At 64.9% G+C, this 23,928-nt stretch carries 22 protein-coding genes and 1 pseudogene; 8 read left to right on the top strand and 15 right to left on the bottom strand.

The window, feature by feature from the left end; translation table 11 throughout:
• Window positions 1-203: 203 nt before the first annotated feature.
• The 6 genes from LB528_RS16615 to LB528_RS16590 all read left to right on the top strand — a co-directional run bounded on the left by LB528_RS16615 (window position 204) and on the right by LB528_RS16590 (window position 6,071).
• Complete coding sequence (locus LB528_RS16615) at window positions 204-1,553, top strand: putative bifunctional diguanylate cyclase/phosphodiesterase (RefSeq protein ID WP_224715563.1); 1,350 nt, start codon at window positions 204-206, stop codon at window positions 1,551-1,553.
• Window positions 1,554-1,705: 152 nt separating this feature from the next.
• The gene (locus LB528_RS16610; protein ID WP_224715562.1) at window positions 1,706-2,473 is read left to right on the top strand and encodes an SDR family NAD(P)-dependent oxidoreductase; all 768 of its coding nucleotides are present in this window, start codon (window positions 1,706-1,708) and stop codon (window positions 2,471-2,473) included.
• A complete protein-coding gene (locus LB528_RS16605; RefSeq protein ID WP_224715561.1) occupies window positions 2,470-3,405 on the top strand; it encodes a 2-dehydro-3-deoxygalactonokinase in 936 nt (311 codons plus the stop codon). The genes LB528_RS16610 and LB528_RS16605 overlap by 4 nt, the downstream gene beginning before the upstream one ends.
• Window positions 3,402-4,037: a 2-dehydro-3-deoxy-6-phosphogalactonate aldolase gene (locus tag LB528_RS16600; RefSeq protein WP_224515145.1), complete on the top strand. Its 636-nt coding sequence runs from the start codon at window positions 3,402-3,404 to the stop codon at window positions 4,035-4,037. Before LB528_RS16605 ends, LB528_RS16600 begins: the two co-directional genes overlap by 4 nt.
• A 2-nt stretch (window positions 4,038-4,039) precedes the next feature.
• Window positions 4,040-4,912: an SMP-30/gluconolactonase/LRE family protein gene (locus LB528_RS16595; protein ID WP_411962194.1), complete on the top strand. Its 873-nt coding sequence runs from the start codon at window positions 4,040-4,042 to the stop codon at window positions 4,910-4,912.
• Between the two features lie 97 nt (window positions 4,913-5,009).
• On the top strand, window positions 5,010-6,071 hold the full coding sequence (locus LB528_RS16590) for a D-alanine:D-lactate ligase-like protein (protein WP_224715559.1): 1,062 nt from the start codon (window positions 5,010-5,012) through the stop codon (window positions 6,069-6,071).
• Here LB528_RS16590 and LB528_RS16585 read toward each other — a convergent pair.
• The 9 genes from LB528_RS16585 to LB528_RS16545 form a co-directional block, all read right to left on the bottom strand.
• Entirely contained in the window at window positions 6,068-6,355 is a 288-nt protein-coding gene (locus tag LB528_RS16585; protein ID WP_140682050.1) for a DUF1330 domain-containing protein, read from the bottom strand. The genes LB528_RS16590 and LB528_RS16585 overlap by 4 nt on opposite strands.
• Window positions 6,356-6,392: 37 nt before the next feature.
• Complete coding sequence (gene pyrF, locus LB528_RS16580) at window positions 6,393-7,076, bottom strand: orotidine-5'-phosphate decarboxylase (RefSeq protein WP_224515387.1); 684 nt, start codon at window positions 7,074-7,076, stop codon at window positions 6,393-6,395.
• Window positions 7,077-7,099: 23 nt separating this feature from the next.
• Entirely contained in the window at window positions 7,100-7,696 is a 597-nt protein-coding gene (locus LB528_RS16575) for an NADPH-dependent FMN reductase (RefSeq protein ID WP_224715558.1), read from the bottom strand.
• Between the two features lie 357 nt (window positions 7,697-8,053).
• Window positions 8,054-8,659: a phospholipid N-methyltransferase PmtA gene (gene pmtA, locus LB528_RS16570; protein WP_224515154.1), complete on the bottom strand. Its 606-nt coding sequence runs from the start codon at window positions 8,657-8,659 to the stop codon at window positions 8,054-8,056.
• A 134-nt stretch (window positions 8,660-8,793) separates the two neighbouring features.
• Window positions 8,794-9,921: a molecular chaperone DnaJ gene (dnaJ, locus tag LB528_RS16565; protein WP_224715557.1), complete on the bottom strand. Its 1,128-nt coding sequence runs from the start codon at window positions 9,919-9,921 to the stop codon at window positions 8,794-8,796.
• Window positions 9,922-10,122: 201 nt separating this feature from the next.
• Complete coding sequence (dnaK, locus tag LB528_RS16560) at window positions 10,123-12,039, bottom strand: molecular chaperone DnaK (RefSeq protein WP_140845306.1); 1,917 nt, start codon at window positions 12,037-12,039, stop codon at window positions 10,123-10,125.
• Between the two features lie 461 nt (window positions 12,040-12,500).
• Complete coding sequence (locus LB528_RS16555) at window positions 12,501-13,469, bottom strand: substrate-binding domain-containing protein (protein WP_224515160.1); 969 nt, start codon at window positions 13,467-13,469, stop codon at window positions 12,501-12,503.
• A gap of 18 nt (window positions 13,470-13,487) precedes the next feature.
• A complete protein-coding gene (locus tag LB528_RS16550; RefSeq protein ID WP_224715556.1) occupies window positions 13,488-14,783 on the bottom strand; it encodes an ABC transporter permease in 1,296 nt (431 codons plus the stop codon).
• A complete protein-coding gene (locus LB528_RS16545; protein WP_224715555.1) occupies window positions 14,780-16,360 on the bottom strand; it encodes a sugar ABC transporter ATP-binding protein in 1,581 nt (526 codons plus the stop codon). Before LB528_RS16545 ends, LB528_RS16550 begins: the two co-directional genes overlap by 4 nt.
• A gap of 217 nt (window positions 16,361-16,577) precedes the next feature.
• On the opposite strand from LB528_RS16545, the gene LB528_RS16540 reads away from it, so the two are divergent.
• Window positions 16,578-17,597 (top strand): LacI family DNA-binding transcriptional regulator, encoded by a 1,020-nt coding sequence (locus LB528_RS16540; protein WP_224715554.1) that lies wholly within the window; start codon window positions 16,578-16,580, stop codon window positions 17,595-17,597.
• On the opposite strand, the gene LB528_RS16535 is transcribed toward LB528_RS16540, so the two are convergent.
• The 5 genes and pseudogenes from LB528_RS16535 to LB528_RS16515 all read right to left on the bottom strand — a co-directional run bounded on the left by LB528_RS16535 (window position 17,587) and on the right by LB528_RS16515 (window position 22,854).
• Window positions 17,587-18,387: an inositol monophosphatase family protein gene (locus LB528_RS16535; RefSeq protein ID WP_224715553.1), complete on the bottom strand. Its 801-nt coding sequence runs from the start codon at window positions 18,385-18,387 to the stop codon at window positions 17,587-17,589. The genes LB528_RS16540 and LB528_RS16535 overlap by 11 nt on opposite strands.
• A 167-nt stretch (window positions 18,388-18,554) precedes the next feature.
• A complete protein-coding gene (locus tag LB528_RS16530; RefSeq protein ID WP_224715552.1) occupies window positions 18,555-19,553 on the bottom strand; it encodes an LLM class flavin-dependent oxidoreductase in 999 nt (332 codons plus the stop codon).
• A gap of 3 nt (window positions 19,554-19,556) precedes the next feature.
• The gene (locus LB528_RS16525) at window positions 19,557-20,378 is read right to left on the bottom strand and encodes an arylamine N-acetyltransferase family protein (RefSeq protein ID WP_224715551.1); all 822 of its coding nucleotides are present in this window, start codon (window positions 20,376-20,378) and stop codon (window positions 19,557-19,559) included.
• Window positions 20,379-20,466: 88 nt separating this feature from the next.
• Window positions 20,467-21,636 (bottom strand): AI-2E family transporter, encoded by a 1,170-nt coding sequence (locus LB528_RS16520; protein WP_224715550.1) that lies wholly within the window; start codon window positions 21,634-21,636, stop codon window positions 20,467-20,469.
• 159 nt (window positions 21,637-21,795) lie between these two features.
• A pseudogene (locus tag LB528_RS16515) lies at window positions 21,796-22,854 on the bottom strand (LLM class flavin-dependent oxidoreductase).
• A 232-nt stretch (window positions 22,855-23,086) separates the two neighbouring features.
• On the opposite strand from LB528_RS16515, the gene LB528_RS16510 reads away from it, so the two are divergent.
• Window positions 23,087-23,515 carry a DUF6481 family protein gene (locus LB528_RS16510; protein WP_224515176.1) on the top strand — a complete coding sequence of 143 codons (429 nt, stop codon included), beginning with the start codon at window positions 23,087-23,089 and terminating at the stop codon, window positions 23,513-23,515.
• A 69-nt stretch (window positions 23,516-23,584) separates the two neighbouring features.
• Here LB528_RS16510 and sugE read toward each other — a convergent pair whose 3' ends face one another.
• On the bottom strand, window positions 23,585-23,899 hold the full coding sequence (sugE, locus tag LB528_RS16505) for a quaternary ammonium compound efflux SMR transporter SugE (protein WP_224715549.1): 315 nt from the start codon (window positions 23,897-23,899) through the stop codon (window positions 23,585-23,587).
• Between the last annotated feature and the right edge of the window lie 29 nt (window positions 23,900-23,928).

Genomic DNA, 23,928 nt, shown 5'->3' with positions numbered 1-23,928 from the left:
CGCCGGAAAAGAACTGTTCGACATCTTCATTAGAAGCTACGCATAAACGAATATGTAGGCTGAACTAGCCTTCTTCCCGAAGCTGAACCACCGCCCGCGACGCAGGTAACATCCGGGCGAAGGAAAAATCGATTTTCCGATACGTTTCCTAAACGCTTTGCTGCCAGTCTGGCTGAAAATACCGACATCAGAACAGAGATATGATGCAAACGACGTTTGGCACCGGTCGGCCGGTCAAGGAAAACACGGATCTGGCCTTCACGGATTCGTTGACCGGGCTCGGCAACCATCGTCGCTTCTTCGACAAGGTCGATCGCCTGATCGGCGACCGCGCCGACGATCCCGCGCCCTTTACCGTCGGCATCCTCGACCTCGACGGCTTCAAGCCGATCAACGACCTGTTCGGCCACAAGGCCGGCGATGACATCCTGGTCCAGGTGGCGATGCGGCTGCGCGCCTCGATGGACGGCTATTCCACCGTGTGCCGCATCGGCGCCGACGAGTTCGCCTTCCTCTACCCGATGGTGTTCTCGGAGGAGCAGGCGGCCGAGACGTCGCGCATGCTGATCGAGATCTTGTCGGCGCCCTATGATGTCGGCGAGCGCACCGCCAGGCTCTCGGCCTCGGTCGGCTGCTCGCTGTTCTATTCCGGCGACGAGACCACCGAGATCCTCCTCAACAAGGCCGAGACCGCGCTCTATCACGCCAAGCGTTCGGGCCGCGGCCGCGTCGTCGTCTACACCCGTGAGATGGAAGAGGCGGCCAAGCGCGTCACCCGCATCGAACAGGCGCTGCGCCGCGCCGTCTCGGCCGGCGAGGTCGAGCCGCATTTCCAGCCGATCGTCGACTTGAACAGCCGCCGCACCATCGGCTTCGAGACGCTGGCGCGCTGGACCGACCGCGACCTCGGCGTCGTGCCGCCATCGGTCTTCATCCCGATCGCCGAGGAACGCGGCATCATCGGCCCGCTGTCGCAGCTGGTGCTGCGCAAGGCGACCGAAGCGGCGCGCAGCTGGCCGAAGGAGCTGTTCTTGTCCTTCAACCTGTCGCCCTCGCAGCTTGTCGACCAGAACACCGGGCTGCATATCCTGGCCATACTCGACCGCACCGGCTTCGATCCGCGCCGGCTGGAGATCGAGATCACCGAGACCGGCCTGATGAACGACCCGGCCTCGGCCGAGAAGATCGTCGAGGATTTGCGCCGCGTCGGCATCCGCGTCTCGCTCGACGATTTCGGCACCGGCCAGTCGTCGCTCGGCCGCCTGCGCGAGTTCCATTTCGACAAGCTCAAGATCGACCGCGCTTTCGTCTCCTCAATCCTCGACGACCGGCCCTCGGAGCACATCATCCGCGCAATCCTGGCCATGTGCGAGGGGCTCGGCATGGATGTCGTCGCCGAAGGCATCGAGGACGAGGCACAGGCCGACCGCCTCGTCCAGTTTGGCTGCGCCGGCGGGCAGGGCTACCTGTTCGGCAAGCCGGCCGACGCCGACGCCACGCTCGGCTATCTGCGCGATTCCTATCGCGGAGCGCTGCGCGCCAAGGCAATCTGACCCGGCTTTTCGGCGGTTCGGAAGTCCGGCGGACACCGCCCCGGTGCGGCGTCGATCATTTGTCTGACATTTGGCCCGGAAATCCGACGTTTCTCCCTTGCTCCCGCGCTTCGTCTGGCTAGGATGCGCGCCGGCCAAAGGGAGAACAGATCATGATGCCATCGGCGCGTTTCGCCGACCTGGACGGCGCCTCGGTGCTGATCACCGGCGGCGGCTCCGGCATCGGCGCGGCGCTGACCGAAGGTTTTGTACGGCAGGGCGCCAGGGTCGCGTTCATCGACATCGCTGATAAGCCAAGCATCGCCCTTGCCGACCGATTGGAGAAGGAGCTTGGCCGCCGCCCGCTCTATCTCAAGGCCGATCTGCGCGACATCGAGGCGCTGCGCGCAGCCGTTGCCAAGGCGGCCGAGGCGCATGGCGACGTCACGGTGCTGGTCAACAACGCCGCGCTCGACGAGCGTCACGCGGTGGAAGACGTCACCGTCGAGTTCTGGGACAACAATCTCGCCATCAACCTGCGCCCGCATTTCTTCACCGCCCAGGCCGTGGCGCCCGGCATGAAGCGCGCCGGCGGCGGCTCGATCATCAACTTCACCTCCACCTCCTATCTGATCAACCATCCCGATATGCCGGCCTACACCGCGGCCAAGGCAGGCATACTCGGCCTCACCAAGGGCCTTGCAGGCAAGCTTGGGCAGGACCGCATCCGCGTCAACGCGGTGGCGCCAGGCTGGGTCATCACCGAACGGCAGCGCAAGCTTTGGGTCACCGACGAGGCGCTCGCCGCCCATGTCGCCAAGCAATGCATCAAGGATGTCATGCAGCCCGACGACATGGTGGGCACGGTGCTGTTCCTGGCGTCGGACGCCTCGCGCATGCTGACCGCCCAGATGCTGATCGTCGATGGAGGCTTCCTGTGAGCCCGGCACCGGCGGTCGCCGCGCTCGACTGGGGCACGACCAGGCTCAGGGCCTGGCTGCTCGACGGCACGGGCAAGGTGCTTGCCGAGCGGCGCGGCGACGACGGACTGATCACCGCCCGCGAAAAGGGTTTTGCCAAGGTGCTGGAGAGCCACCTTGCCGCCATGGGCGCGCCGGACACGCTGCCCGTCATCATTTGCGGCATGGCCGGTTCCCGGCAAGGCTGGATCGAGGCGCCTTACGTCACCGTGCCGGCGCCGATCGGCGCGATCCTGCGCGGCGCCGCTCGCGTCGAGGGCTCACGCCGCGACATCCGCATCGTGCCCGGCCTCGCGCAACGGCTGGCCGACGCGCCGGACGTTATGCGCGGCGAAGAGACCCAGCTTGCCGGCGCCGGTTTGCCGGCAAAGGGGCGCCACCTCGTCTGCATGCCCGGCACGCATTCCAAATGGGTCGCGGTCGAAGGCGGCGCGGTCGAAGGTTTCGGCACCTGGCCGACCGGCGAGCTGTTTTCCGTGCTGGCCACGCACTCGATCCTGAAACATTCACTGGGCGAGCATCCCGCTCCGGTCGCCGCGGACAGCCCGTTCTTCCGGCAATGGTGCGAGCGGGCCTTGGGCGAAGGCGGCGACGTCACCTCGAAACTGTTTGCCATCCGCGCCGCCGGGCTTCTGCAGGATCTGCAGCCCGCCGACGCCGCGGCCTGCCTTTCCGGGCTGCTGATCGGCGGCGAGATCGCCTCGGCGAGGCGCCGCTACGGCGCCAGCGAAGCGCCGGTGGTGCTGATCGCCTCGGGCGCGCTGGCCACGCTTTATGGTGCGGCGCTCGGTTTTGCCGGCCTTGCTTTCCGCAGCGTGGACGCCGATGAAGCGGTGCGTGCCGGTCTCGTCGAGGCCGCGCGCGAGAACGGCATGATTGGAGGCGCTTCATGAGCCAGACCGCACCCTTCCCGAAGCTCAAGCGCGGGCTTGTCGCCATCCTGCGCGGCTTGAAGCCGTCCGAGGCGGTGGCGATCGGCCGCGCGATCCACGACGCCGGCATCGAGGCCATCGAAGTGCCGCTCAATTCGCCGGAGCCGTTCGCCTCCATCGCCGGTCTGGTCAAGGCGCTGCCGCAAAGCGCGCTGATCGGCGCCGGCACGGTGCTGACCGCCGCCGATGTCGACGCCTTGCATAAGGCCGGCGGCAAGTTGCTGGTCAGCCCCAACATCGACGCCGAGGTCATGGGGCGCGCCATGCATTACTCCATGGTGACGATGCCTGGCGTGTTCACGCCGACCGAAGCCTTCCAGGCGATCCGGCTCGGGGCCTCGGCGCTGAAGTTCTTCCCGGCGAGCGTGCTTGGATCGAGCGGCGTTGCGGCGGTGCGTGCCGTCCTGCCGCCCGCAACCTTGATCGGCGCCGTTGGCGGCGTTTCCGACAAGGATTTTGCCGGATACAAAGCGGTCGGCGTCAGCGTCTTCGGGCTTGGGTCCAGCCTCTATAAGCCGGGCGCGACGGTCGAGGAGGTGGCGCAGCGCGCTCGCGTCGCGGTCGCCGCCTGGGACGAGGCCTTCGGAGGATGACGATGGACGGCGTTTCGGTTTTTTCCGATCATATCTGCGAGCTCGGCGAAGGCCCGAGCTACGATCCCGCCACCGACGCGCTGTTCTGGTTCGACATCGTCAACGGCAAGCTTATGGAAAAGCCGCTCGCCGGGAAGCTGAAAATCCATGATCTCGGCGTCATGGCCAGCGCCGTCGCCGTCATCGACGACGAGCGCCAGCTGATCGCCACCGAGGTCGGCCTGCAGGTCAGGGACGTCAGGACCGGTAGATTGACGCTGCACACGCCGATCGAGGCCGATAACCCGCTGACCCGCTCCAACGATTCGCGCGTCCACCCGTGCGGCGCGCTCTGGACCGGCACGATGGGCAAGGGCGAGGAGAAGGGCGCCGGCTCGATCTACTGGTTCTTCAAGGGCGAATTGCGCCGGCTGTTTTCCGACATCACCGTCTCGAACTCGATCTGCTTTTCCGAGGATGGGACGATCGCCTATTACACCGACACGGCGACCGGGCTTCTGATGCGCGTCGCCTGCGATCCGGCGACCGGCCTGCCCGAGGGCGGGCCGAAGGTGTTCGTCGATCATCGCTCCTCGAAAGGCTATGTCGACGGTTCGGTCGTCGACCGCGACGGGGTTCTCTGGAACGCCGTCTGGGGCGGCAAGGCGGTGAAGGCCTATGCGCCGGACGGCACGCTGCTGCGCGAGATCGCCATGCCGGTGACGCAGGCTTCCTGTCCCGCTTTTGTCGGTGCAAAAGCGGACCGTCTGGCTGTTACCTCCGCCTGGAAGGGCAAGGACGAGAAGCAGCGCGCGCTCGATCCGCAGGCCGGCATGACCTTCCTGCTCGACATTCCGGTCAAAGGCCGCTTCGAGCCGCGCGTGCGGATCGCCTGAGCGCTGTCACGCAACCGCCCGCGCCGGTCGGTTTCCCGCAAGCCGATTGCCGCGGCCGTGCGATGGTAGCGCCCTGATTTTGACAGGGCAGACGTCCATGCCGCAGGACAAGCCGACCCTCATCCTCGTCTACGAACCGGAAAAGGCTTGCCTCGACCGCCTATCCGCCGACGGCTACCCGGCGGATCGTGCCGTGGAAATCTCGTCCTATCTGGCGCAATCGACCGACCTTAAGCCGGAGTTCGGCCGGCTCGCCGAGGCTTGCGACAAGCGTGACCTCGCTTTCAGGCCTGTCGAGCTCGACGGTGCGGCGCCGATCCTGGCGAAAGCCGATCCCGCAAGGACGCTGGTCTGGGCCCTGACCGACGGCATTGCTTATTTCCGCGGCGGTGTGGCGCCGGCGCTTGCGCGGCTGAATGGGCTGCGGACCATCGGCGCCGATGATTCACTATTCGCGCTCTGCCAGGACAAGCTGCGTTCCGGCGCCGTGCTCGCTGCGCTCGGCCTGCCGGTGCCGCAGGCCGGCCTGGCGCGCAACGGCGCATGGCTGGTCGAGCCGCCGCCCTCGCCCAAAGGCTGGTTCGTCAAACCCAACCGGCTCGGCGCTAAGATCGGCATCTGGCCGGATTCGCGCACCGCCGATCCAGTCCATGCGCTGGAGCTTAGCCGGCGTGTGTTTTCGCATTACCGCGACGATGTCGTCGTCCAGCCCTATGTCGCCGGCCGCAACGTGCGGGCGAGCTTCCTTGGGTTGAAGGAAGAAACCGGCGTCGAGGCTTTGGGCATATTCTTCGTCGATTCCGGCGGCGACTTCCAGACCATGGCCGACTCGATGGCACTCTATGGCGAGACCGGTCAGGCGGCGAAGGATGCTGGCACCTATGCCGAGCCGGAACTTGAGGCCGTGGGCGCCAGTCAGCCCGAGGCGGATCGGAAAATCCGCGCCATTGCGCAGAAGCTGATAAGCGGTCTCGGCCTGAAAGATATCTTTTCCGTCGACTTCCGGGTCGAGGCCGACGACACCGTGCACCTCATCGAGTTCGAAGTCTGCCCCGGCCTGCCCTGCTTCGATTTCCGGAACTATTGCCGAAAGCAGTGGGGCATGGAACTCGCCGACGCGATGGCAGAGACCGCCGCCAACCGGCTTTTTGCTGACTAAACGCCCTCGACCAGCACGATCTCGCCGTCGGCCACTTTCTGGCGGATGGCAACGGCGCGCTGGTATTCCGGCGAGTGGTAGCAGTCATGCGCCGCCGCCAGTGATTCGAACTCGATGATGACGTTGCGGGCGCGCCCCGGCCCTTCGGCCTTTTCATGCTCACCGCCGCGCGCCAGGAACTTGGCGCCGAAGCGGTCGAAGGCGAGCTTCGCGGCGGCGACATAGTCCTTGTAGCCCTCGGCGTCGCGCACATCGACGCGGGCAATCCAATATCCCTTCGGCATTCTTTTTTCCTGTTTGTGCTTGAGCGAGGACTGGTCCTCAGGCTGATTGCATCTCCGCGAGGATCGCCTCTGCCGCGGCGCGGCGGTCCAGCGCGGCGACAATCGGCCGGCCGACGACCAGATGGCTGGAGCCGTTGCGGATCGCCTGCGCCGGCGTCACTACGCGTTTCTGGTCGCCATGCTCGCTGCCCGCCGGCCGGATGCCCGGCGTCACCACCGCCAGGTCGGGTCCGACGATACGGCGCACCGCTTCGGCCTCTTCCGCCGAGCAGACGATGCCGCCCATGCCGGCATGCAGCGCCTGTTCGGAGCGCCGGAGCACCAGCGTGTGCGGGTCGTGTTCGTAGCCGGCGTCGATCACGTCCTGCTCGTCCATCGAAGTCAGCACCGTCACGCCAAGCAGGCAGAGCTCGCTGCCCTTGGCCGCCTCGACAGCCGCTCTCATGGTTTTGGGATAGGCATGCAGCGTCAGCATCGTCATGCCCATCTTGACGATGTTCTCGACGCCCTTGGCGACCGTGTTGTCGATGTCGAGCAGCTTCATGTCGAGGAACACTTTGGTGCCGCCGCTGGCGAGCTCCCGGGCGAAATCCAACCCGCCGGCGAAGGCGAGCTGGTAGCCGATCTTGTAGAAGGAAACCGTGCCTTCGAGCTCGCGCACCGCTCTCTCGGCCTCCTTCAGCGTCGGCAGGTCCAGCCCAACGATCAGCCTGTCTCGCATGGTGTCGGCCTCCGCGAAATTGATCACGTCTCGATCCGGGTGGATAGCATGCGCGAGGTTTCGATCAGTGTGCGGCATAGGCGCTCCATCGATTGGTGTAGTCTGGCGTCCCTGAATTGTCCGTCCTCGGCGAAGGCTTCGCCTGCCTCGGAGACCGAGCATTCGGGCGTGATCACCTCCATCTGGCAGCGCACCAGCACCGCGCGCAGATGGTTGATGCAACGTATGCCGGCGAACTTGCCCCCGGAGGACGAGCAGAGCCCGACCGGCTTGCCGGCAAGCGGCCTGAACGTGCGGCTGCCCTCGCGCCGAATCCGGCTCACCCAGTCGATGGCGTTCTTGAGCAATGGCGGGATCGAGCCGTTATATTCGGGCGTCGCGATGAGCAAGCCGTCATGCGCGGCGATCTGGCGGCCGAGCTTGATCGCGTTCTCGGGGAGGCCTTTTTCCTTTTCCAGGTCCTCGTCCATGATCGGCAGCGGATAATCGCCGAGCGAGATGCGCGTCACCTCCGCGCCCTGCATGGCCAGTTCCTTCTGCGCCACGTCGGCGGTCCGGCCGCTGAAGGCGCCGCTCCGGGCCGAACCGGCGAAGACGAGGATTCTTGGGATCACTGCCATTGGCCACCCTTGTTCGGGGACAGGTACAGCCAAGGAGCATTCAAATCAACGAGGGGGTGGCAGAAAACGTTCGAGGATTGGTCGCCACCTACCAGCTTCGTCATCCACGGGCGAAGCAGCCGAGAAGCGGCGTCGCGAAGACCCGAGGATCCATTCCCTTACCCCAATCGTAGAGGCGCAGCGGAGCAGAATTCTGGATCGTCGCAACGCTTCGAAAGTCACGGAATGGATCCTCGGGTCTCCGCCGCGTCGCTTCGCTCCTTGCTCCGCCCGTGGAGGACGAAGTGACGGGCGCTTCGGCCAGTCGCCAGGACGCTGCCGCCACGGGCGATGCCCGAACACTTTTGCAGGTAGAAACTAATGCCCTGCGCGCCGGTAGATCCACAGCTGCGTCGGCGGGATGTTGCGGAAGATGAAATCGAAATGTTCGACCGTGTAGTCGCCGCGCCCGGCCGGGATCGGCGACAGCGGGCCGTAGGTCAGTTGCACGATCGGCCGTCCGGCGGGAATGCGGTCGAGCAGGCTTTCGATATAGGCGATGCGCTGGGCGACCGGGAAGTTGAGCAGCGGCACGCCGGAAACGACCGAATCGAACACCAGGTCGCGCTTGTCGCCGAGCGTGGCATAGAGATTGAAGGCGTCGCCCTCGATCACGTTGACGCCGGGATAGAGCCCGCGCAGATGGCGAACGAAGTCGGTCGAATATTCGACCGCGTACAGGTTTTCGGGCTTCACGCCCTGGGCAAGGATGGCGCGGGTGATGACACCGGTGCCGGGCCCGACTTCGAGCACCGGCAGGCCCGATCTCGGATTGACGATCGACGCCATCTTGCGCGCGGTGATGGAACTGGTGGGAACGATCGAGCCGACCGTCTTCGGCTTGTCGATCCAGCCTTTGAAGAACTTCAGCTCGTCGTCGAATTTTTCGGCCAGCGCTTTGCGCAACCCGGGACTACGTGCCATCACGAGCTCTCCTCAATGCTCAGCCTCCCGCTCCGCTACTTAGCAGGTGGGTGGAACAAGGCAAGGCGTCAAGCTGGCATAAGGTGTTGATGACGCTTGGGCAGCAGGTCGCTCCGCCGATGCCGCTGTGGCGGTCAGTTTTCGCCGAACGACTCGAAGAAGTCCTTCATGCGCGCGAAAAAGCCGCTCGACTGGGGCGAGTTGTCCTTGGACGAAAGCTGCTCGAACTCTTCCAGCAATTCGCGCTGGCGGCGCGTCAGGTTCTGCGGCGTCTCGACCGCCGTCTGGATATAGAGGTCGCCGACATTGGGCTGGCGCAGCACCGGCATACCCTTACCCTTCAGGCGGAACTGACGGCCGTTCTGGGTGCCTTCCGGCACTTTCACCTTGGTCTGCGTGCCGTCCAGCGTGGTGACTTCGAAGGAACCGCCAAGGGCGGCCGTCGTCATCGAGATCGGCACCTTGCAATAAAGATCGGCGCCGTCGCGCTGGAAGAATTCGTGCGGCTTGACCGCCAGGAAAATGTAAAGGTCGCCGGATGGTCCGCCGCGCAGGCCCGCCTCGCCCTCGTTGGCAAGCCGGATGCGGGTGCCGTCCTCGATGCCGGCGGGGATATTGACCGACAGTGAGCGTTCCTCGGTGACGCGGCCCTGGCCGGCGCATTTCGGGCAGGGGTCCTTGATCGTCTGGCCGCGGCCCTGGCATTGCGGGCAGGTCCGCTCGATCGAGAAGAAGCCCTGCGTGGCGCGCACCTTGCCGTGGCCGTGGCACATCGAGCAGGTCACCGGCTGCGTGCCCGACCTGGCGCCGCTGCCGGAGCATTCCGCGCAGGAGATGGAGGCCGGCACGCGGATCTGCGCCGTTTTGCCGGAAAAGGCTTCTTCCAGCGTGATTTCCATATTGTAGCGCAGATCGGCGCCGCGTTCGCGGCCGCCCGACGAACGGCGCTGCCGGCCGCCCATCATGTCGCCGAAGATATCCTCGAAGATGTCGGCGAAGCCGCCGGCGCCGAAGCCGTGTGCCGCGCCGTTCATGCCGCCCTCGAAGGCGGCGTGGCCGAAACGGTCGTATGCGGCGCGCTTCTGCGGGTCCTTCAGCGTCTCGTAGGCTTCGTTGATTTCCTTGAACTTGTGCTCGCAGGCATGGTCGCCGGGGTTGCGGTCGGGATGGAACTGCATGGCGAGCTTGCGGAAAGCGCTCTTGAGTTCCTTGTCGTCGGCGCCTTTTTGCACGCCCAGCGTTTCGTAGAAATCAGCTTTCATTTTTTCCCGCTGTCCGGATGCTCAATGTCTTCAAGCATTGTTGGCGACGTTTGCCGGCACGTTCTTGGATTTAGGAGCGATGTTTCCCGGATGCTAGTACTAAGCCGGGCCACTCCGGGTTTTTCTGTCACTTTTTCGGGCAGGGTTGCAAAAAAGCCCGGCCTTGCGCCGGGCTTTTCGCATAATCCGCCGTCAGCCGGCTCAGGCCGACTTCTTCTTCTCGTCGTCTTCGTCGATTTCCTCGAAGTCGGCGTCGACCACGTCCGAATCCTTGGCGGCATCCGCCTTGGCGTCGGCTTCGGCCGCTTCCTTCTGCGAAGCCTCGTACATGGCCTGGCCGAGCTTCATCGACACTTCGGCGAGCGACTGCGACTTGGCCTCGATGTCCGCCGGGTCATCGCCTTCGGCGGCGGTCTTCAGCGCGGCGATCGCGTCCGAAATCGCCGTGCGGTCAGCCTCCGAGACCTTGTCGCCATAGTCCTTCAGCGACTTCTCGGACGAATGCACCAGCGCCTCGGCCTGGTTGCGGGCCTCGACGAGGGCTCGGCGCTTCTTGTCCGCGTCGGCATTGGCCTCGGCGTCCTTCACCATCTTCTCGATGTCGGCGTCGGACAGACCGCCCGAAGCCTGGATGCGGATCTGGTGCTCCTTGCCGGTGCCCTTGTCCTTGGCCGAGACGTTGACGATGCCGTTGGCGTCGATGTCGAACGTGACCTCGATCTGCGGCACGCCGCGCGGGGCCGGCGGGATGCCAACGAGGTCGAACTGACCGAGCATCTTGTTGTCGGCCGCCATTTCGCGCTCGCCCTGGAAGACGCGGATCGTCACCGCCGACTGCGAATCCTCGGCGGTCGAGAAGGTCTGGCTCTTCTTGGTCGGGATCGTCGTGTTGCGCTCGATCAGTCGGGTGAACACGCCACCCAGCGTCTCGATGCCCAGCGACAGCGGCGTCACGTCGAGCAGGAGCACATCCTTGACGTCGCCCTGCAGCACGCCGGCCTGGATGGCAGCGCCAAGTGCGACGACCTCATCCGGGTTGACACCCTTATGCGGCTCCTTGCCGAAGAACTGCTTCACGATCTCCTGGATCTTGGGCATGCGGGTCATGCCGCCGACCAGCACCACCTCGTCGATCTCGCCCGCCTTCAGGCCGGCATCCTTGAGCGCCGCCTTGCAGGGGTCGATGGTGCGCTGCACGAGGTCCTCGACCAGGCTTTCGAACTTCGCCCGGGTGAGCTTCATCGTCAGGTGCTTCGGGCCGCTGGCGTCGGCGGTGATGAAGGGCAGGTTGATTTCGGTCTGCGTCGTCGACGACAGCTCGATCTTGGCCTTTTCGGCCGCTTCCTTCAGGCGCTGCAGCGCGAGCTTGTCGGCCTTGAGGTCGATGCCCTGTTCCTTCTTGAACTCGGCCGCCAGATACTCGACGAGCCGCATGTCGAAGTCCTCGCCGCCGAGGAAGGTATCGCCATTGGTCGACTTCACCTCGAACACGCCGTCGCCGATTTCGAGCACGGAAATATCGAAGGTGCCGCCGCCGAGGTCATAGACGGCGATGGTCTTGCCGTCCTTCTTTTCCAGGCCGTAGGCAAGCGCGGCGGCCGTGGGCTCGTTGATGATGCGCAACACCTCGAGGCCGGCGATCCGGCCGGCGTCCTTGGTCGCCTGGCGCTGGGCGTCATTGAAATAGGCCGGAACGGTGATGACCGCCTTCTCGACCTTCTCGCCGAGATAGGCTTCCGCCGTCTCCTTCATCTTCTGCAGGATCATGGCCGAGATCTGGCTCGGCGACTGCTTCTTGCCGCCGGCCTCGACCCAGGCGTCGCCATTGTCGCCCTTGACGATCTTATAAGGGACAAGCTTCTTGTCCTTCTCCGTCACCGGGTCGTCATAGCGGCGGCCGATCAGGCGCTTGACCGCGAAGATGGTGTTTTCCGGATTGGTGACCGCCTGGCGCTTGGCCGGCTGGCCGACGAGACGTTCGCCGTCGCTCGAGATGGCGACGATGGAAGGCGTCGTGCGCGCGCCTTCAGCATTCTCGATCACCTTGGGGTCCTTGCCATCCATGATGGCGATACACGAGTTGGTGGTGCCGAGATCGATACCGATAACTTTTGCCATTGTTCTAATCTCTCCTCTAAGCAGGCTCTCTGGACCCTTCAAAAGGCGTTCCGACGAAAGCCCCTGTTCACAAGAAATCCCGTCATGGTCCCCGCTTTTAAGGGCTGGACGGCTGGCGCGTATATAAGAACAGGCGACACAAGGCGCAAGCATTCTGCGCAAGCTGTCCGTCGACTTGGCAGCACCGGAAGGAGACCTGCCGCGCTCTGCGCCCGAGCCGGTCCGAGGTCGGCCTATCTCACTGTTCCGCCTTGGTTTTTTAAGAGCGGCGCCGCCTGGGGCTCGCAGATCTGCCGGCCGGCAAGGTCAGGACTTGCCGTTTCGGGCGTGACTTTCGGTCGCGAAAGAGCGGAAAAAGAGCGTTGCGGCGACGCTTCGCGCATACGGCGCAAGCTGCGAGGAGCGCCTGACGGTCGGGCAAAGCCCTGCCGGGCGCGTGGCCCGGCAGGGCAATTGCGAACTTAGAGCCCGTTGTCCTTCAGGATCTTGGCGGCGTTCTCCTTGGTGATCCTTTCCGTCGGCAGCGTGATGGTCTTCTCGACCTTCTCGCCGTTGAGGAACTTGATCGCCTGGCGCAGGCCCTCGGCGCCCGGCGTGACATAGGTGAAGGTCGCCGTCAGCTCGCCCTTGTTCACCATCTGCACGCCTTCGTTGGGCAGGCCGTCGATGCCGATGAACTTGATGTCCTTCTCGCGTCCGACGTCCTTGGCAGCGAGATAGGCGCCATAGGCCATCGGATCGTTGTGGCCATAGACGAGGTCGATCTTCTCGTTGGTCTTCAGCGCGTTGGCCATGATGTTATAGGCCTGGTCCTGCTTCCAGTCGCCCGACTGCTGGTCCAGCAGGTACTTGATGCCCGGCTCCTTGTCGGTGAATTCATGGAAGCCGTCATGGCGGTCATGCGCAGGCTGCGTGCCCATGCCGCCCCAGATCTCGACGACGTTGCCAGCCGCCTTGCCCTTGCCGCCCAGGAGCTCGACGGCATATTCGCCCGCAGCCCGGCCGATCAGCTTGTTGTCGCCGCCGACGAACTGCGTGTAATCCTTGGTGTCGACATTGCGGTCGAGCACGAAGACCGGGATCTTGGCGTCGATCGCCTGTTGCACGACGCCGGTGAGACCTGCCGACTCCTTCGGCGACACCAGCAGCGCGTCGACCTCCTGGCGGATCAGGTTCTCGACATCGGCGACCTGCTTTTCGGTCTTGTCCTCGCCGTCGGTGATGATCAGCTCGACTTCCGGGTGCTTGGCGGCTTCGGCGATGATGTCCTTGTTGAACTGGGCGCGCCAGGGTTCGATGGTCGTCACCTGCGAGAACCCGATCTTCCACTTCTTGTCCTGGGCAAAGGCGTGGTTGCTGGAAAAGAGAGCGGTCGTCGTCAGAAGAGCCGCCGCGAAGGTGGCGAGCTTCAGCATATCACGTCGTTTCATGGTCCTGTTTCCTCCGGATTATAGAGACGAGGTCTCCTGTGACGGCCGTTTTGCCGCGGCCGTTTCCTTTTGCGCCGTCCGTCCGCCGGGCAGGCGCAGATAGCTTAAGATGTCGCCGGCGTTGCGCTCCTGCACGAGCACGGTGCCGATGATGATCGCCCCCTTCAGCACCAGCTGAAGGTTCGAATTGATGTTGTGCAGCTGCAGGATGTTGGAGAGCAGCCCGAAGATGAGCACGCCGCAGAAGGTGCCGATCAGGCTGCCGCGCCCGCCCATCAGGCTGGTGCCGCCGATGACCACGGCGGCGATGGCGTCGAGCTCCAGCCCGGCGCCGGCATCCGGCTTGCCTTGCCGGTATTGCGCCACGTAAAGCACCGCCGCGATGCCGGCGAGCAAGCCGGACACGGCATAGGTGGCGATCTTGACGCGCCCTGCCGCAATGCCGGAGAGTCGCGCCGCCTCCTCATTGCCGCCGATGGCATAGACATAGCGGCCGAAGGGCGTGAAGCGCAGCACCGCGCCGTAGATCACGACTGCGCCGAGGAAGAAGAGACCTGGCATCGGCACGACGCCGAACACCAGCGAGCGCAGGATCTCGAAGTCGGCGGTGGCGTTGGAGCCGGTATAGACCGGCAGCACCGCGTTGTTCTGGCCGGCGGTCAGCCTGGCGATGCCGAGCGCCGTTACCATCATCGCGAGTGTCACGATGAAGGGCTGCAGACGGCCGGCGACGATGATGAAGCCGTTGATGGTGCCGAACAGGAGGCCGACGCAAGGCGCCACCAGAAGCACGCCGAGCACGCCGAACTTGGTCTCCACCTGCGGCAGCAGGTACCACAGCGAAAGGCAGCACAGCACCACGCCGACGATGCCCGGGATGACAAGTCCGCGCGTCTTGTCCAGCCGAGCCTCAGGGCCGGCTTGCGCGCCGGCGCGGGATTTCTCGATGTTGAGCAGGATAAAGCGCGTGGCCAGCGCGCCGAGGCAGAGAGCCGCCAGCGCGGTCGTCGGCAAGCCGAGCGCCGCCGACGGGGTGGCGCCCGGCACGGTGAGAAGCATGGCGCAGACGACCGAGCAGATCGCCATCAGCGAGCCGACGGATAGATCGATGCCGCCGGTCAGGATCACCGCCGTCATGCCGGTGGCGATGAGGCCGGTGGTCGACACCTGGCGCAGCACGTCGAGCAGGTTGCCGTAGGACAAGAAGATGTTGTTGCCCTTGGAGCTGATCGGCGAGCCGAAGACGCCGATCAGGAAGATGGCGATCAGCCCCCAATAGAGCTTGGTGCGGGAGAGAAGATTGATGAGGCTCATGCGGCTGGTCTCGCTGCCCGTCTTGGTGCGGCAAGCCGCATGATTGCCTCCTCGCTGGCCTCGGCGCGGGACAGGATTCCGCGCTGGCGGCCCTCCGCCATGACCAGGATGCGGTCGGCCAGATGCAGGAGCTCGGGCAGTTCGGAGCTGATCACGGCGATCGCCAGTCCGTCGCCGGCGAGTTTGAAGATGAGGTCGTAGATTTCGCGCTTGGCGCCGACATCGATGCCGCGCGTCGGCTCGTCGAGCAGAAGCACGCGCGGCCGCGTCGCCAGCCATTTGCCGATCACCACCTTCTGCTGGTTGCCGCCGGACAGCGTGCCGGCGGCCTGCTCGATGCTTTCGCAGCGTATGCCGAGCGCGCTCACCGCCTCGCGCGCCAGGCCTTGCTCGCCCGAACGCGAGCGCAGGCCGAAGCGCGCCAGCGCGCCGACCAGCGGCAGCGCGACATTATCGGTGATCGAGGCCTTGAGATGCAGGCCTTGGGTCTTGCGGTCCTCGGTGACCAAAGCGATGCCGAGCCGGCGGGCCCCGCGCGGCGAGCCGATCTCGACCGGCACGCCGTCGAGCCGGATCTCGCCGCTGGGGCGGCCGTCGCTGGAGCCGAAGATCGCCTCGAGGATTTCGGTGCGGCCGGAACCCAATAGCCCGCCTATGCCGAGGATTTCGCCGGCGCAAAGGTCGAAGCCGACACCGTCGATCACCATGCGCCAGCCATGCCGGTCGGGTTTCGACAGCGACAGGTCCCTGACCGAGAGCACCACCGTTCCGCCGGGGCCGCGCTCATGATCGGAGGAGGCCAGAAGGTCGCGCCCGACCATGGCCGAGATGATGGCGTCTTCGCCCAGTCCCGCCATGTCCTCGGTCAACACATGGCGCCCGTCGCGCAGCACCGTCACCCGGCTCGCCAGGTGCATGACCTCGTCGATGCGATGCGAGATGTAGACGATGGCGACGCCGCTTGCCGCGAGCTGGCGGATGATGCGGAACAGCCGCTCGCACTCGGCCGGCGACAGCGCCGAGGTCGGCTCGTCCATGATCAGGATGCGCGCCGACTTCGACAGCGCCTTGGCGATCTCCACCAGCTGCTGCTCGCCAACCCTCAGCGTGCCGATGCGCGCTTCCGGATCGAGCTCGATGCCGAGACGCTGCAGCAGCGCGCTGGCCGCACGGCTGCTCGCCTTGCGGTCGACGACCAGCCCGGCGATCAGCTTTTCGCGGCCGAGGAAGATGTTGTCGGCGACGCTGAGCTCGGGAACGAGGTTGAGCTCCTGATGGATGATGGCGATACCGGCGTCCTCGGCGTCGCGGACGCCGGTGAAACGGACCGCCTGGCCGTCGACGGCAACAGTGCCTTCGTAATCCGTATAGACGCCGGAGAGGATCTTCATCAGCGTCGACTTGCCGGCGCCGTTCTCGCCCATCAGCGCATGCACCTCGCCGCTTCTGAGATCCAGGCTCACATCGGACAGCGCGGTGATGCCGCCAAACCGCTTGGAAATGCCGGTCGCGCTCAGGACGACGGCGGGACCGGCGGCGGCCACATTGCCAGTCGTGATGGAATCAGCGCGCTGCATGGCAAAGGACGGCCTCCCTCCGTCGTCTTCGATGCCTGAACGCTAATCTAAACGTTTCGAATCTGTCAAGCGTCTATCTAGGCGCTGAGGATTGATGCATTTCAATTCTTGCGAAAAATGCCGGCTTTACGTAGGGTTGGTCGAATAGGGGCGGCTAAACGTTTCGAAAATGACGGTGTCAGAGCGGAAAAACCAGCGGAAATCCACGGCGCCGACCATGCTGCACGTTGCCGAGGCGGCGCGTGTGTCGGTGGCCACTGTCTCGGCATTGCTCAATGGCACCGCCACCGTCAGCCCCGAGCTTACGCAACGCATCGAGCAGGCGATCCGCGACATCGGCTACAAGCGCAATGCCATTGCCCGCAGCCTGAAGATGGGCACCACACGCACCATCGGCCTCACCGTGCCGCACATCACCAACCCGTTCTTCACTGATGTTGTCTCGGTCATCCAGCAGGCGTTCGACCGCGCCGGCTATGCCGTTATGCTGTGCTGCACCGACGAAGATCTGAACACCCAGGACGAGCAGATCCGCCTGCTGCTCGACCGCATGGTCGACGGGCTGATCGTGGCGCGCGTCGGCGACGGCGGCATTCTGAAGGACATCGTCGAGGACGCCAATGTGCCGGTGGTGCTGCTCGACCGTCTCTGCGAGGGCGTCGACACCGACGCGGTAGTGCTGGACAATCGGCGCGCCGTGTTCGACGCCGTCACCTATCTGATCCATCTCGGCCATCGCCGCATCGGCTACATCACCGGCACATCCGACATATCCCCCATGCATGACCGCATGATCGGCTATCGCGAGGCGCTGCAGGCGGCCGGCCTGCCGGTGGCGGAGGAGCTCGTGCGCTCCGGCAACTTCCACGAGATCGACGGCTACAACGCGACCATGCAGCTCTTGTCGCTGTACGACCGGCCGAGCGCGATCTTCTCGGCCAACAACCCGATGGTGATCGGCACCATGAAGGCGATCCGCGACATCGGCCTATCCTGTCCCGAGGACATTTCGGTCGCCTGCTTCGACGATTTCCCCTGGTCGGACGTGTTCGTCCCGCAGCTCACCACCGTGGCGCAGCCGGTGCAGGCGATCGGCGAGCAGGCGGCGAACCTTCTGCTTGACCGGCTGGCCGGCAACCGCGACGCGCCGCCGCGCAAGCTCGTGCTGAAGGGCCGGCTGATGATCCGCAATTCCTGCCGGCCGCTGGGCGCGGTCGCGCAGAGCGTCAGCGCGTAGGTTCGAAGGCCTCTGCGCACAGCGCCTGCAGCTTTGGGAAGATGTGCCTGCCGCCGGTGATCACCCGCGTGCCTTGGTCGATCACCGTCTCCGGATCGGCTTTCAGCATCGTGCCGCCGGCCTCTTCGACCAGCAGCATGCCGGCAAGGCAGTCCCAGGCGTTCATGTGTTCCTCGGCATAGCCGAGCAACCGGCCGGACGCCGCATAGGCAAGCATCAGCGCGCCCGAGGCATTGCGGAAGAAGACGCCGCCTTCGGCCATGATCAGGCCGATGAGCACGACGACATTCTTGGTCGAGGCGCGGTTGGAAAGCCCGGTGCCGACGGCGCCCTCGGAAAGCGACGCCGCATTGCTGGCCTTGATCGGCTTGCCGTTGAGGAAGGCGCCGCCGCCCAGGCGGGCGTAGAACGTCTCGTTGGTCGAAGGCTCATGGATGACGCCGACGATCGTCTCGCCGTCCCTGGCGCAGGCGATCACCACGCACCAGGCGGGAATGCCGCGCACGAAATTGGCGGTGCCGTCGATCGGATCGATCACCCAGACATGACCGGTTGTTCCAGTCACCGCCGCGTGCTCCTCGCCGACGATGCCGTCTTGCGGATAGGCCTCGGCGATCGCGGCGCGGATGAACAGCTCGACCTCGCGGTCGGCCTCGGAAACCAGGTCCTGGTGGCCCTTGCTCTCGACGGCCAGATTGTCGAGGTCGCGAAAATATTTTAGCCCCAGCTCGCCGGCGCGCCGCGCCAGGTCGATGGTGAAATGCATGCGGTCATCGAGATCATGGTTCATGAGCAGGCTCGCGCTTGGCAGGGAGCCTGCCCTTAGAGCAATTCCACGAAAGGTGTGAGCGGTTTTCCGCCCGGAATTGCGTCAAAGCAAAGAGATAGAGCGGTCCGCCGTTTCCGCGAAACGGTGAAAAACTCTATCAGACGGGCATGTCAGAAGCCATGGCGCCGTCAGGCCGCCTTCGACATCGATTTGTGCACGTCGGCGAGGATCTCGAAGGAACGCACGCGCGCTGCGTGGTCGAAGCACTGCGCCGTCACCATCAATTCGTCGGCGCCGGTGCGGCGGATGAAGGCGTCGATGCCCTGGCGCACCGTTTCCGGCGAACCGACGACGGCGCAGGACAGCGCCTGGGCAAGCATGGTTTTCGCCGCTGGATCGAGATCGCGGTCGTAGTTCTCGACCGGCGGCGGCAATTGTCCGGGTCGGCCGATGCGCAGATTGACGAAGGCCTGCTGCAGCGAGCTGAACAGAAGCTTCGCCTCGGCGACCGTCGGTGCGGCAAAGACATTGAGGCCGAGCATGACATAGGGCTTGTCGAGTTGCGCCGACGGCTGGAACCGCGTGCGATAAACCTCCAGCGCATGATGGAGCTCGGCCGGCGCGAAATGCGAGGCGAAGGCGTACGGCAGGCCGAGCAGCGCCGCGAGCTGCGCGCCATAGAGGCTGGAGCCGAGTATCCACACCGGCACGGTCTGGCCTTCGCCGGGCACGGCGCGGATGCGTTGGCCTTCCTCGGCCGGCTGGAAATAGCCCATCAGCTCGACCACGTCCTGCGGGAAATTGTCGGCGCTTTCCAGATTCCGCCGCAGCGCCCGCGCGGTCAGCATGTCGGTGCCCGGCGCGCGGCCGAGGCCGAGGTCGATGCGGCCGGGGAAAAGCGCCGCCAGCGTGCCGAACTGCTCGGCGATCACCAGCGGCGCATGATTGGGCAGCATGATGCCGCCGGCGCCGACGCGGATCGTCTTGGTGCCGCCGGCGACATGCGCGATCACGACGGGCGTCGCTGCGCTGGCGATGCCCGGCATGTTGTGATGCTCGGCCAGCCAGTAGCGCCGGTAGCCCAGACGCTCGGCGTGGCGGGCGAGGTCAAGCGAATTGGCAAGCGACTGCGAGGCGGTGCTGCCTTGCGTGATCGGCGACAGGTCGAGAACCGAAAGGTCAGTCATTGGTCAGGTCTCCACGATGCGTTTTTCCCGCAGCCTCGCCTCGAAGGGGGCGCGGTCGGGAATGACGATGGCGAGCTGGTTCTCCAGCACGTCGGCGAGCTCGGCAGCCGTCGCGATCTCGAGCTGCTCGCTGCGGCCGCCGGCACGATGCGTCGACAGCCGGTTGTTGCGCAGCGCATAGCGCCGGTCGGGCAGGGCCAGCGCGGCAACCAGCGTGGTCAGGAAATGCGAGCTCGGATGCGTCGAGAGGAAATGGCTGGCGACCCGGTAGTCGACCTCATAGGCCTGGCTCATATCGAAGCGATAGAGAGTGCGCCAAGTGCCGCCGATATCGGCCTGCAGGCGGAATTGTCCGCCGGTCTCGACGAGGCGAAAGGTTTCGTGTGGCGTCTGCTGCTCCAGCCCGGGTTGCAAAAGCAGCGGCGCCGTCAGGGTCAGGCCGCCGAAGCCGACATCGGCAATGTAAGTGCGGCCGCCGAGCTCGATGCGCAGCAGCATATGGCTGCGCGCGGTAATGGCGTCGTCCGGCTGGCCCCAGAGCACGCGGGCGGCAAGTCCGCTGACGGTGAAGCCCAGCGCGTCAAGCGCGTGCATGAAGACCAGATTGTGCTCGAAGCAATAGCCGCCACGGCCCTGGCGAAAAATCTTGTCCTGCAGCGAAGCGGTGTCGAGGCCGACGGAAACGCCCATCAAGGCATCGATGTTCTCGAACGGGATCGCCTGCGGGTGCGCGGCGTGCAGCGCCTGCAGCGTGGCCAGCGAAGGCTTGGCCGGTCCGCCATAACCGATGCGGGCGAAATAGCCATCGAGATCGAAGTCGCTCATTCAGGGGCAGGTCCGGCTTGACCGAGCCGATATAGGCACTGGTCACCGGTGTCGCAAACAATGGCCGAGGTTTGAGATTGGGCCAGCCTCACGCCGCCTGATTGTGATTGTTCCCGGCCGGCTCGTCATCGACGACAGCCGTATGCTGCGCCGCCAGGAAATTGCCGACCGGGCTCAGGTTTTCGAAATGGTCGCAAAAAACCTTGATGACGACCAGCAGCGGCACCGCCATCAACGCGCCGACGAAGCCCCACAGCCAGGACCAGAAGGCGATGGCGATGAAGATCGCCACCGCATTGATCTCGAGGCGTCGCCCGACCACCGTCGGCGTCACGAACTGGCCTTCGACGATGTCGCATAACACCACGAAGGCCGGCGCCAGGAGCGCATAGGCGATCGTGTCGAAGCTGATCAGCGCGATGACGGCCACGATCAAGACGGTCATCAGCGCGCCGACATAGGGCAGGAAATTGAGCAATGCCGCCATCGCCCCCCAGACCAGCGGATTGGGCATGCCGAGCGCCCAGAGACCCAGTCCGATCACCGTGCCAAGACCCATGTTGATGATTGAGACCGTGAGCAGATAGTGCGAAATCTCGCGCTCGACGTCATAGACGATGCGCAACGCCCGCTTCTTTTGGGTCATACTGGTGAAAGACTGAACGATCTTCTCGTAGAACAGCGTGCCGGAGGCGAGCAGGAACAGCGAGAGCACGAACACTATGGTGATCGCGGTGCCGGCTTCCAGGATGTTGCTGGCCGCCGTGGATAGGATGCCGGAAGGCGCGACCGCGACCCGCTGAAGGCCGGGCTCCTGCGATGTCTCGGTCAGCGCCTCCAATTGACGTGCAAGATCCATCATTCTTTCGAGCGGCCGCTTGAACGGCGCAAGCCGCTCGGTGAGCTGCTGGCCGATCGAATAGGAGTTGTTGATTAGGTCGATGACCGGGCCGCTGAGCAGATAGCCGGCGGTGGCGAAAATGAAGATCGACAGCAGCACGAGCAGCGTCGCCGAGACCACTTCCGGAATGCCGCGCTTGCGCAGGAAGCGCACGATCGGCGTCAGCGTCAACGCAAGCAGGAACGCAAGTATCACCGGCATGAAGAAGGCGCGGGCAAAATAAAGCGCGGCCGCCGTCACGAGGATGAAGATTCCGATCACCAGCGAGCGCATCAGGCGCATGTCCGCCCGCGCCTCGGCGCGCGCGTCAGGACTTTCGGTAACGCTTGCGCCCGAAGCGATCGGTTCGGTTTTCATCGGTTCCCCTAGAGCAATTCCAGGAAAAGTGTGAGCGGGTTTCCGTCGGAATTGCGTCAAAACAAGGCACCGCAACCGGTGCAATCGACGGGGAAAACGTGCTCGCCGCGCCAAGGTTCCGTTAGCCGGCGATCATGGAAGACCTCGGGCAGCTGCCGCTCAGGCGCCAGTCACCCTCGACATTGCAGCCGGCGCAGGGGATGCCGTCTCCTTGTGCACGATCGGCGCGACCTTGGTGCCGTAGAGCTCGATCGCCTTCATGATCCTGGCGTGCGGCATGGTGCCGATCGCCATTTGCAGCAGGAAGCGGTCGTTGCCGAAGATCTTGTGCTGGGCGACGATCTTTTCCGCCACGGCCTCAGGACTGCCGACGAAGAGCGCGCCGTTCGGGCCCCGCGCCTGATCGAAATGCGCGCGCGAGGTCGGACCCCAGCCGCGCTCGCGGCCGATGCGGTTCATCACCTCGGCCTGCGGTCCGTAGAAATCGTCGGCCGCCTGTTCGGTCGTCTCGGCGATGAAGCCGTGCACGTTGATGCTGGTGGCAAGCGTTGCCGGGTCGGTGCCGGCGCGTCGCGCCGCCTCGCGGTAGATCTCGAACAGCGGCGCGAAGCGGGCCGGCTCGCCGCCGATGATGGCAAGCGCCAGCGGCAGGCCGAGCACGCCGGCGCGGGCGGCGGATTGCGGCGTGCCGCCGATGGCGATCCAGATCGGCAGCTTTTCCTGCAACGGACGCGGATAGACGCCGCGGCCGTTGATCGGCGCGCGCAGCTTGCCCTGCCATGTCCCTTGACCTGGTCGCGGATGGCCAAAAGCAGGTCGAGCTTTTCGGCGAAGAGCTCGTCATAGTCCTCGAGGTTGTAGCCGAACAGCGGGAAGGATTCGATGAAGGAACCGCGCCCGGCCATCGCGGCCGTTGGACAGAAGGTCAAGCGTCGCGAATTGCTGGAAGACGCGCACCGGATCGTCGGAGGAGAGCACGGTGACCGCGCTGGTGAGCTTGATGCGCTTCGTGCGCTCGGCCGCCGCGGCCAGCGCCACCACAGGCGCCGAGGCCGCGTAGTCGGGGCGGTGATGCTCGCCGAGGCCGAACACGTCGAGGCCGACCTGGTCGGCCAGCTCGATTTCCTCGATGAGGTTGCGCAGCCGCTCATGAGGGCCGATCGCGCCGGTGCCCGGCTCCGGGCTGACATCGGCGAAAGTGTAGAGACCGAGTTCCATCTGGTTGCGTCCTAAGGGCGTTCATGTGGATGTTGCTTGTCGGCGCTAGACGTAACGATCTGCCTTGCCGACCGCCAGAGGTGCGGTCTGTGAACAGTGCATCGCGCATCGCCGCGCCGTATCCCTGCGGCAACAAGCCCGGATTTTTCATGGCTGGCATACCGAATTGGCGCTTGAACTCGCCGCTTTCACGCGTATGTAAGCGTCGCGAATAGACTGCAGGGAAGTACACTTGGCTATCTACAGGGAAAAAGACATTTTCGAGCGGCGCAACGCCGCGAACGAGGCAAAGAAGGCGCTGCTCGAGCGCTTCAAGGCAAAGCCGGCGGCGGATGATCCAGCCGTTCTGGCCCGCCAGGCCGAACGCAAGGCTATCCTCGAGGCCCGCGCCATCCGCGAGGCCGAAAAGGCAAGACTGAAGCAGGAAAAGCTGGCGCGTGAAGCGGCCGAGAAGGCCGAGCGCGAGGCGATTGCCGAAGCGGCGCGTCTTGCGGCGGAAGCAGCGGCGGCCGAAGAGGCAAGGCGCCGCGAGGCCGAGGAGGCCCAGCGGATCGCGCTTGAGCTTGCCGACGAGGCAGAGCGCAAGGCTAAGCGTGACGCACGCTACGCCGCCCGCAAGGCGCGCGTCGGCAGGGCGCCTCCGGGCTTCTCCGCCCGCTAAGTTCGGGTTTGCTGAAAATGAGTCAGGGTCGCCGAAAGCGGCCCTGAACGTGTTTGTGCCTGAAAACGCTCAAGCTACCAGTTTGAGGCCGACAATGCCGCAAACGATCAGGCCGATGCATGCGAGCCGGACAGCGGTCGCGGCCTCGCCGAGCAGCCAGATGCCGAGCAGCGCCGTGCCGACGGTGCCGATGCCGGTCCACACAGCATAGGCCGTGCCGACAGGCAGCGTCTTCAGCGCCAGGCCGAGCAGGCCGAGGCTGACGACCATCGAGGCGATGGTAAGAAGGGTCGGCAGCGGTTTGGAGAAGCCGTCGGTATATTTGAGGCCGATCGCCCAGCCGATTTCGAAAAGGCCTGCGAAGAAAAGAAATATCCAGGACATCTAAACACTCCGTCATCCAGCATCGGTTG

Origin of the sequence: Mesorhizobium sp. CA4 (genome assembly GCF_020165075.1) — a bacterium.
GTDB lineage: Bacteria > Pseudomonadota > Alphaproteobacteria > Rhizobiales > Rhizobiaceae > Mesorhizobium.
The sequence above is the reverse complement of the archived record's forward strand: the minus strand, read 5'-3'. Positions and strand labels throughout refer to the sequence as shown.

What these genes read in the sequence shown, in the direction of transcription:
- LB528_RS16615 (WP_224715563.1), top strand. Translation starts at nt 204, where the DNA reads ATGCAAACGACGTTTGGCACCGGTCGGCCGGTCAAGGAAAACACGGAT.
- LB528_RS16610 (WP_224715562.1), top strand. Translation starts at nt 1,706, where the DNA reads ATGATGCCATCGGCGCGTTTCGCCGACCTGGACGGCGCCTCGGTGCTG.
- LB528_RS16600 (WP_224515145.1), top strand. Translation starts at nt 3,402, where the DNA reads ATGAGCCAGACCGCACCCTTCCCGAAGCTCAAGCGCGGGCTTGTCGCC.
- LB528_RS16595 (WP_411962194.1), top strand. Translation starts at nt 4,040, where the DNA reads ATGGACGGCGTTTCGGTTTTTTCCGATCATATCTGCGAGCTCGGCGAA.
- LB528_RS16590 (WP_224715559.1), top strand. Translation starts at nt 5,010, where the DNA reads ATGCCGCAGGACAAGCCGACCCTCATCCTCGTCTACGAACCGGAAAAG.
- LB528_RS16585 (WP_140682050.1), bottom strand. Translation starts at nt 6,355, where the DNA reads ATGCCGAAGGGATATTGGATTGCCCGCGTCGATGTGCGCGACGCCGAG.
- pyrF (WP_224515387.1), bottom strand. Translation starts at nt 7,076, where the DNA reads ATGCGAGACAGGCTGATCGTTGGGCTGGACCTGCCGACGCTGAAGGAG.
- LB528_RS16575 (WP_224715558.1), bottom strand. Translation starts at nt 7,696, where the DNA reads ATGGCAGTGATCCCAAGAATCCTCGTCTTCGCCGGTTCGGCCCGGAGC.
- pmtA (WP_224515154.1), bottom strand. Translation starts at nt 8,659, where the DNA reads ATGGCACGTAGTCCCGGGTTGCGCAAAGCGCTGGCCGAAAAATTCGAC.
- dnaJ (WP_224715557.1), bottom strand. Translation starts at nt 9,921, where the DNA reads ATGAAAGCTGATTTCTACGAAACGCTGGGCGTGCAAAAAGGCGCCGAC.
- dnaK (WP_140845306.1), bottom strand. Translation starts at nt 12,039, where the DNA reads ATGGCAAAAGTTATCGGTATCGATCTCGGCACCACCAACTCGTGTATC.
- LB528_RS16555 (WP_224515160.1), bottom strand. Translation starts at nt 13,469, where the DNA reads ATGAAACGACGTGATATGCTGAAGCTCGCCACCTTCGCGGCGGCTCTT.
- LB528_RS16550 (WP_224715556.1), bottom strand. Translation starts at nt 14,783, where the DNA reads ATGAGCCTCATCAATCTTCTCTCCCGCACCAAGCTCTATTGGGGGCTG.
- LB528_RS16545 (WP_224715555.1), bottom strand. Translation starts at nt 16,360, where the DNA reads ATGCAGCGCGCTGATTCCATCACGACTGGCAATGTGGCCGCCGCCGGT.
- LB528_RS16540 (WP_224715554.1), top strand. Translation starts at nt 16,578, where the DNA reads ATGCTGCACGTTGCCGAGGCGGCGCGTGTGTCGGTGGCCACTGTCTCG.
- LB528_RS16535 (WP_224715553.1), bottom strand. Translation starts at nt 18,387, where the DNA reads ATGAACCATGATCTCGATGACCGCATGCATTTCACCATCGACCTGGCG.
- LB528_RS16530 (WP_224715552.1), bottom strand. Translation starts at nt 19,553, where the DNA reads ATGACTGACCTTTCGGTTCTCGACCTGTCGCCGATCACGCAAGGCAGC.
- LB528_RS16525 (WP_224715551.1), bottom strand. Translation starts at nt 20,378, where the DNA reads ATGAGCGACTTCGATCTCGATGGCTATTTCGCCCGCATCGGTTATGGC.
- LB528_RS16520 (WP_224715550.1), bottom strand. Translation starts at nt 21,636, where the DNA reads ATGAAAACCGAACCGATCGCTTCGGGCGCAAGCGTTACCGAAAGTCCT.
- sugE (WP_224715549.1), bottom strand. Translation starts at nt 23,899, where the DNA reads ATGTCCTGGATATTTCTTTTCTTCGCAGGCCTTTTCGAAATCGGCTGG.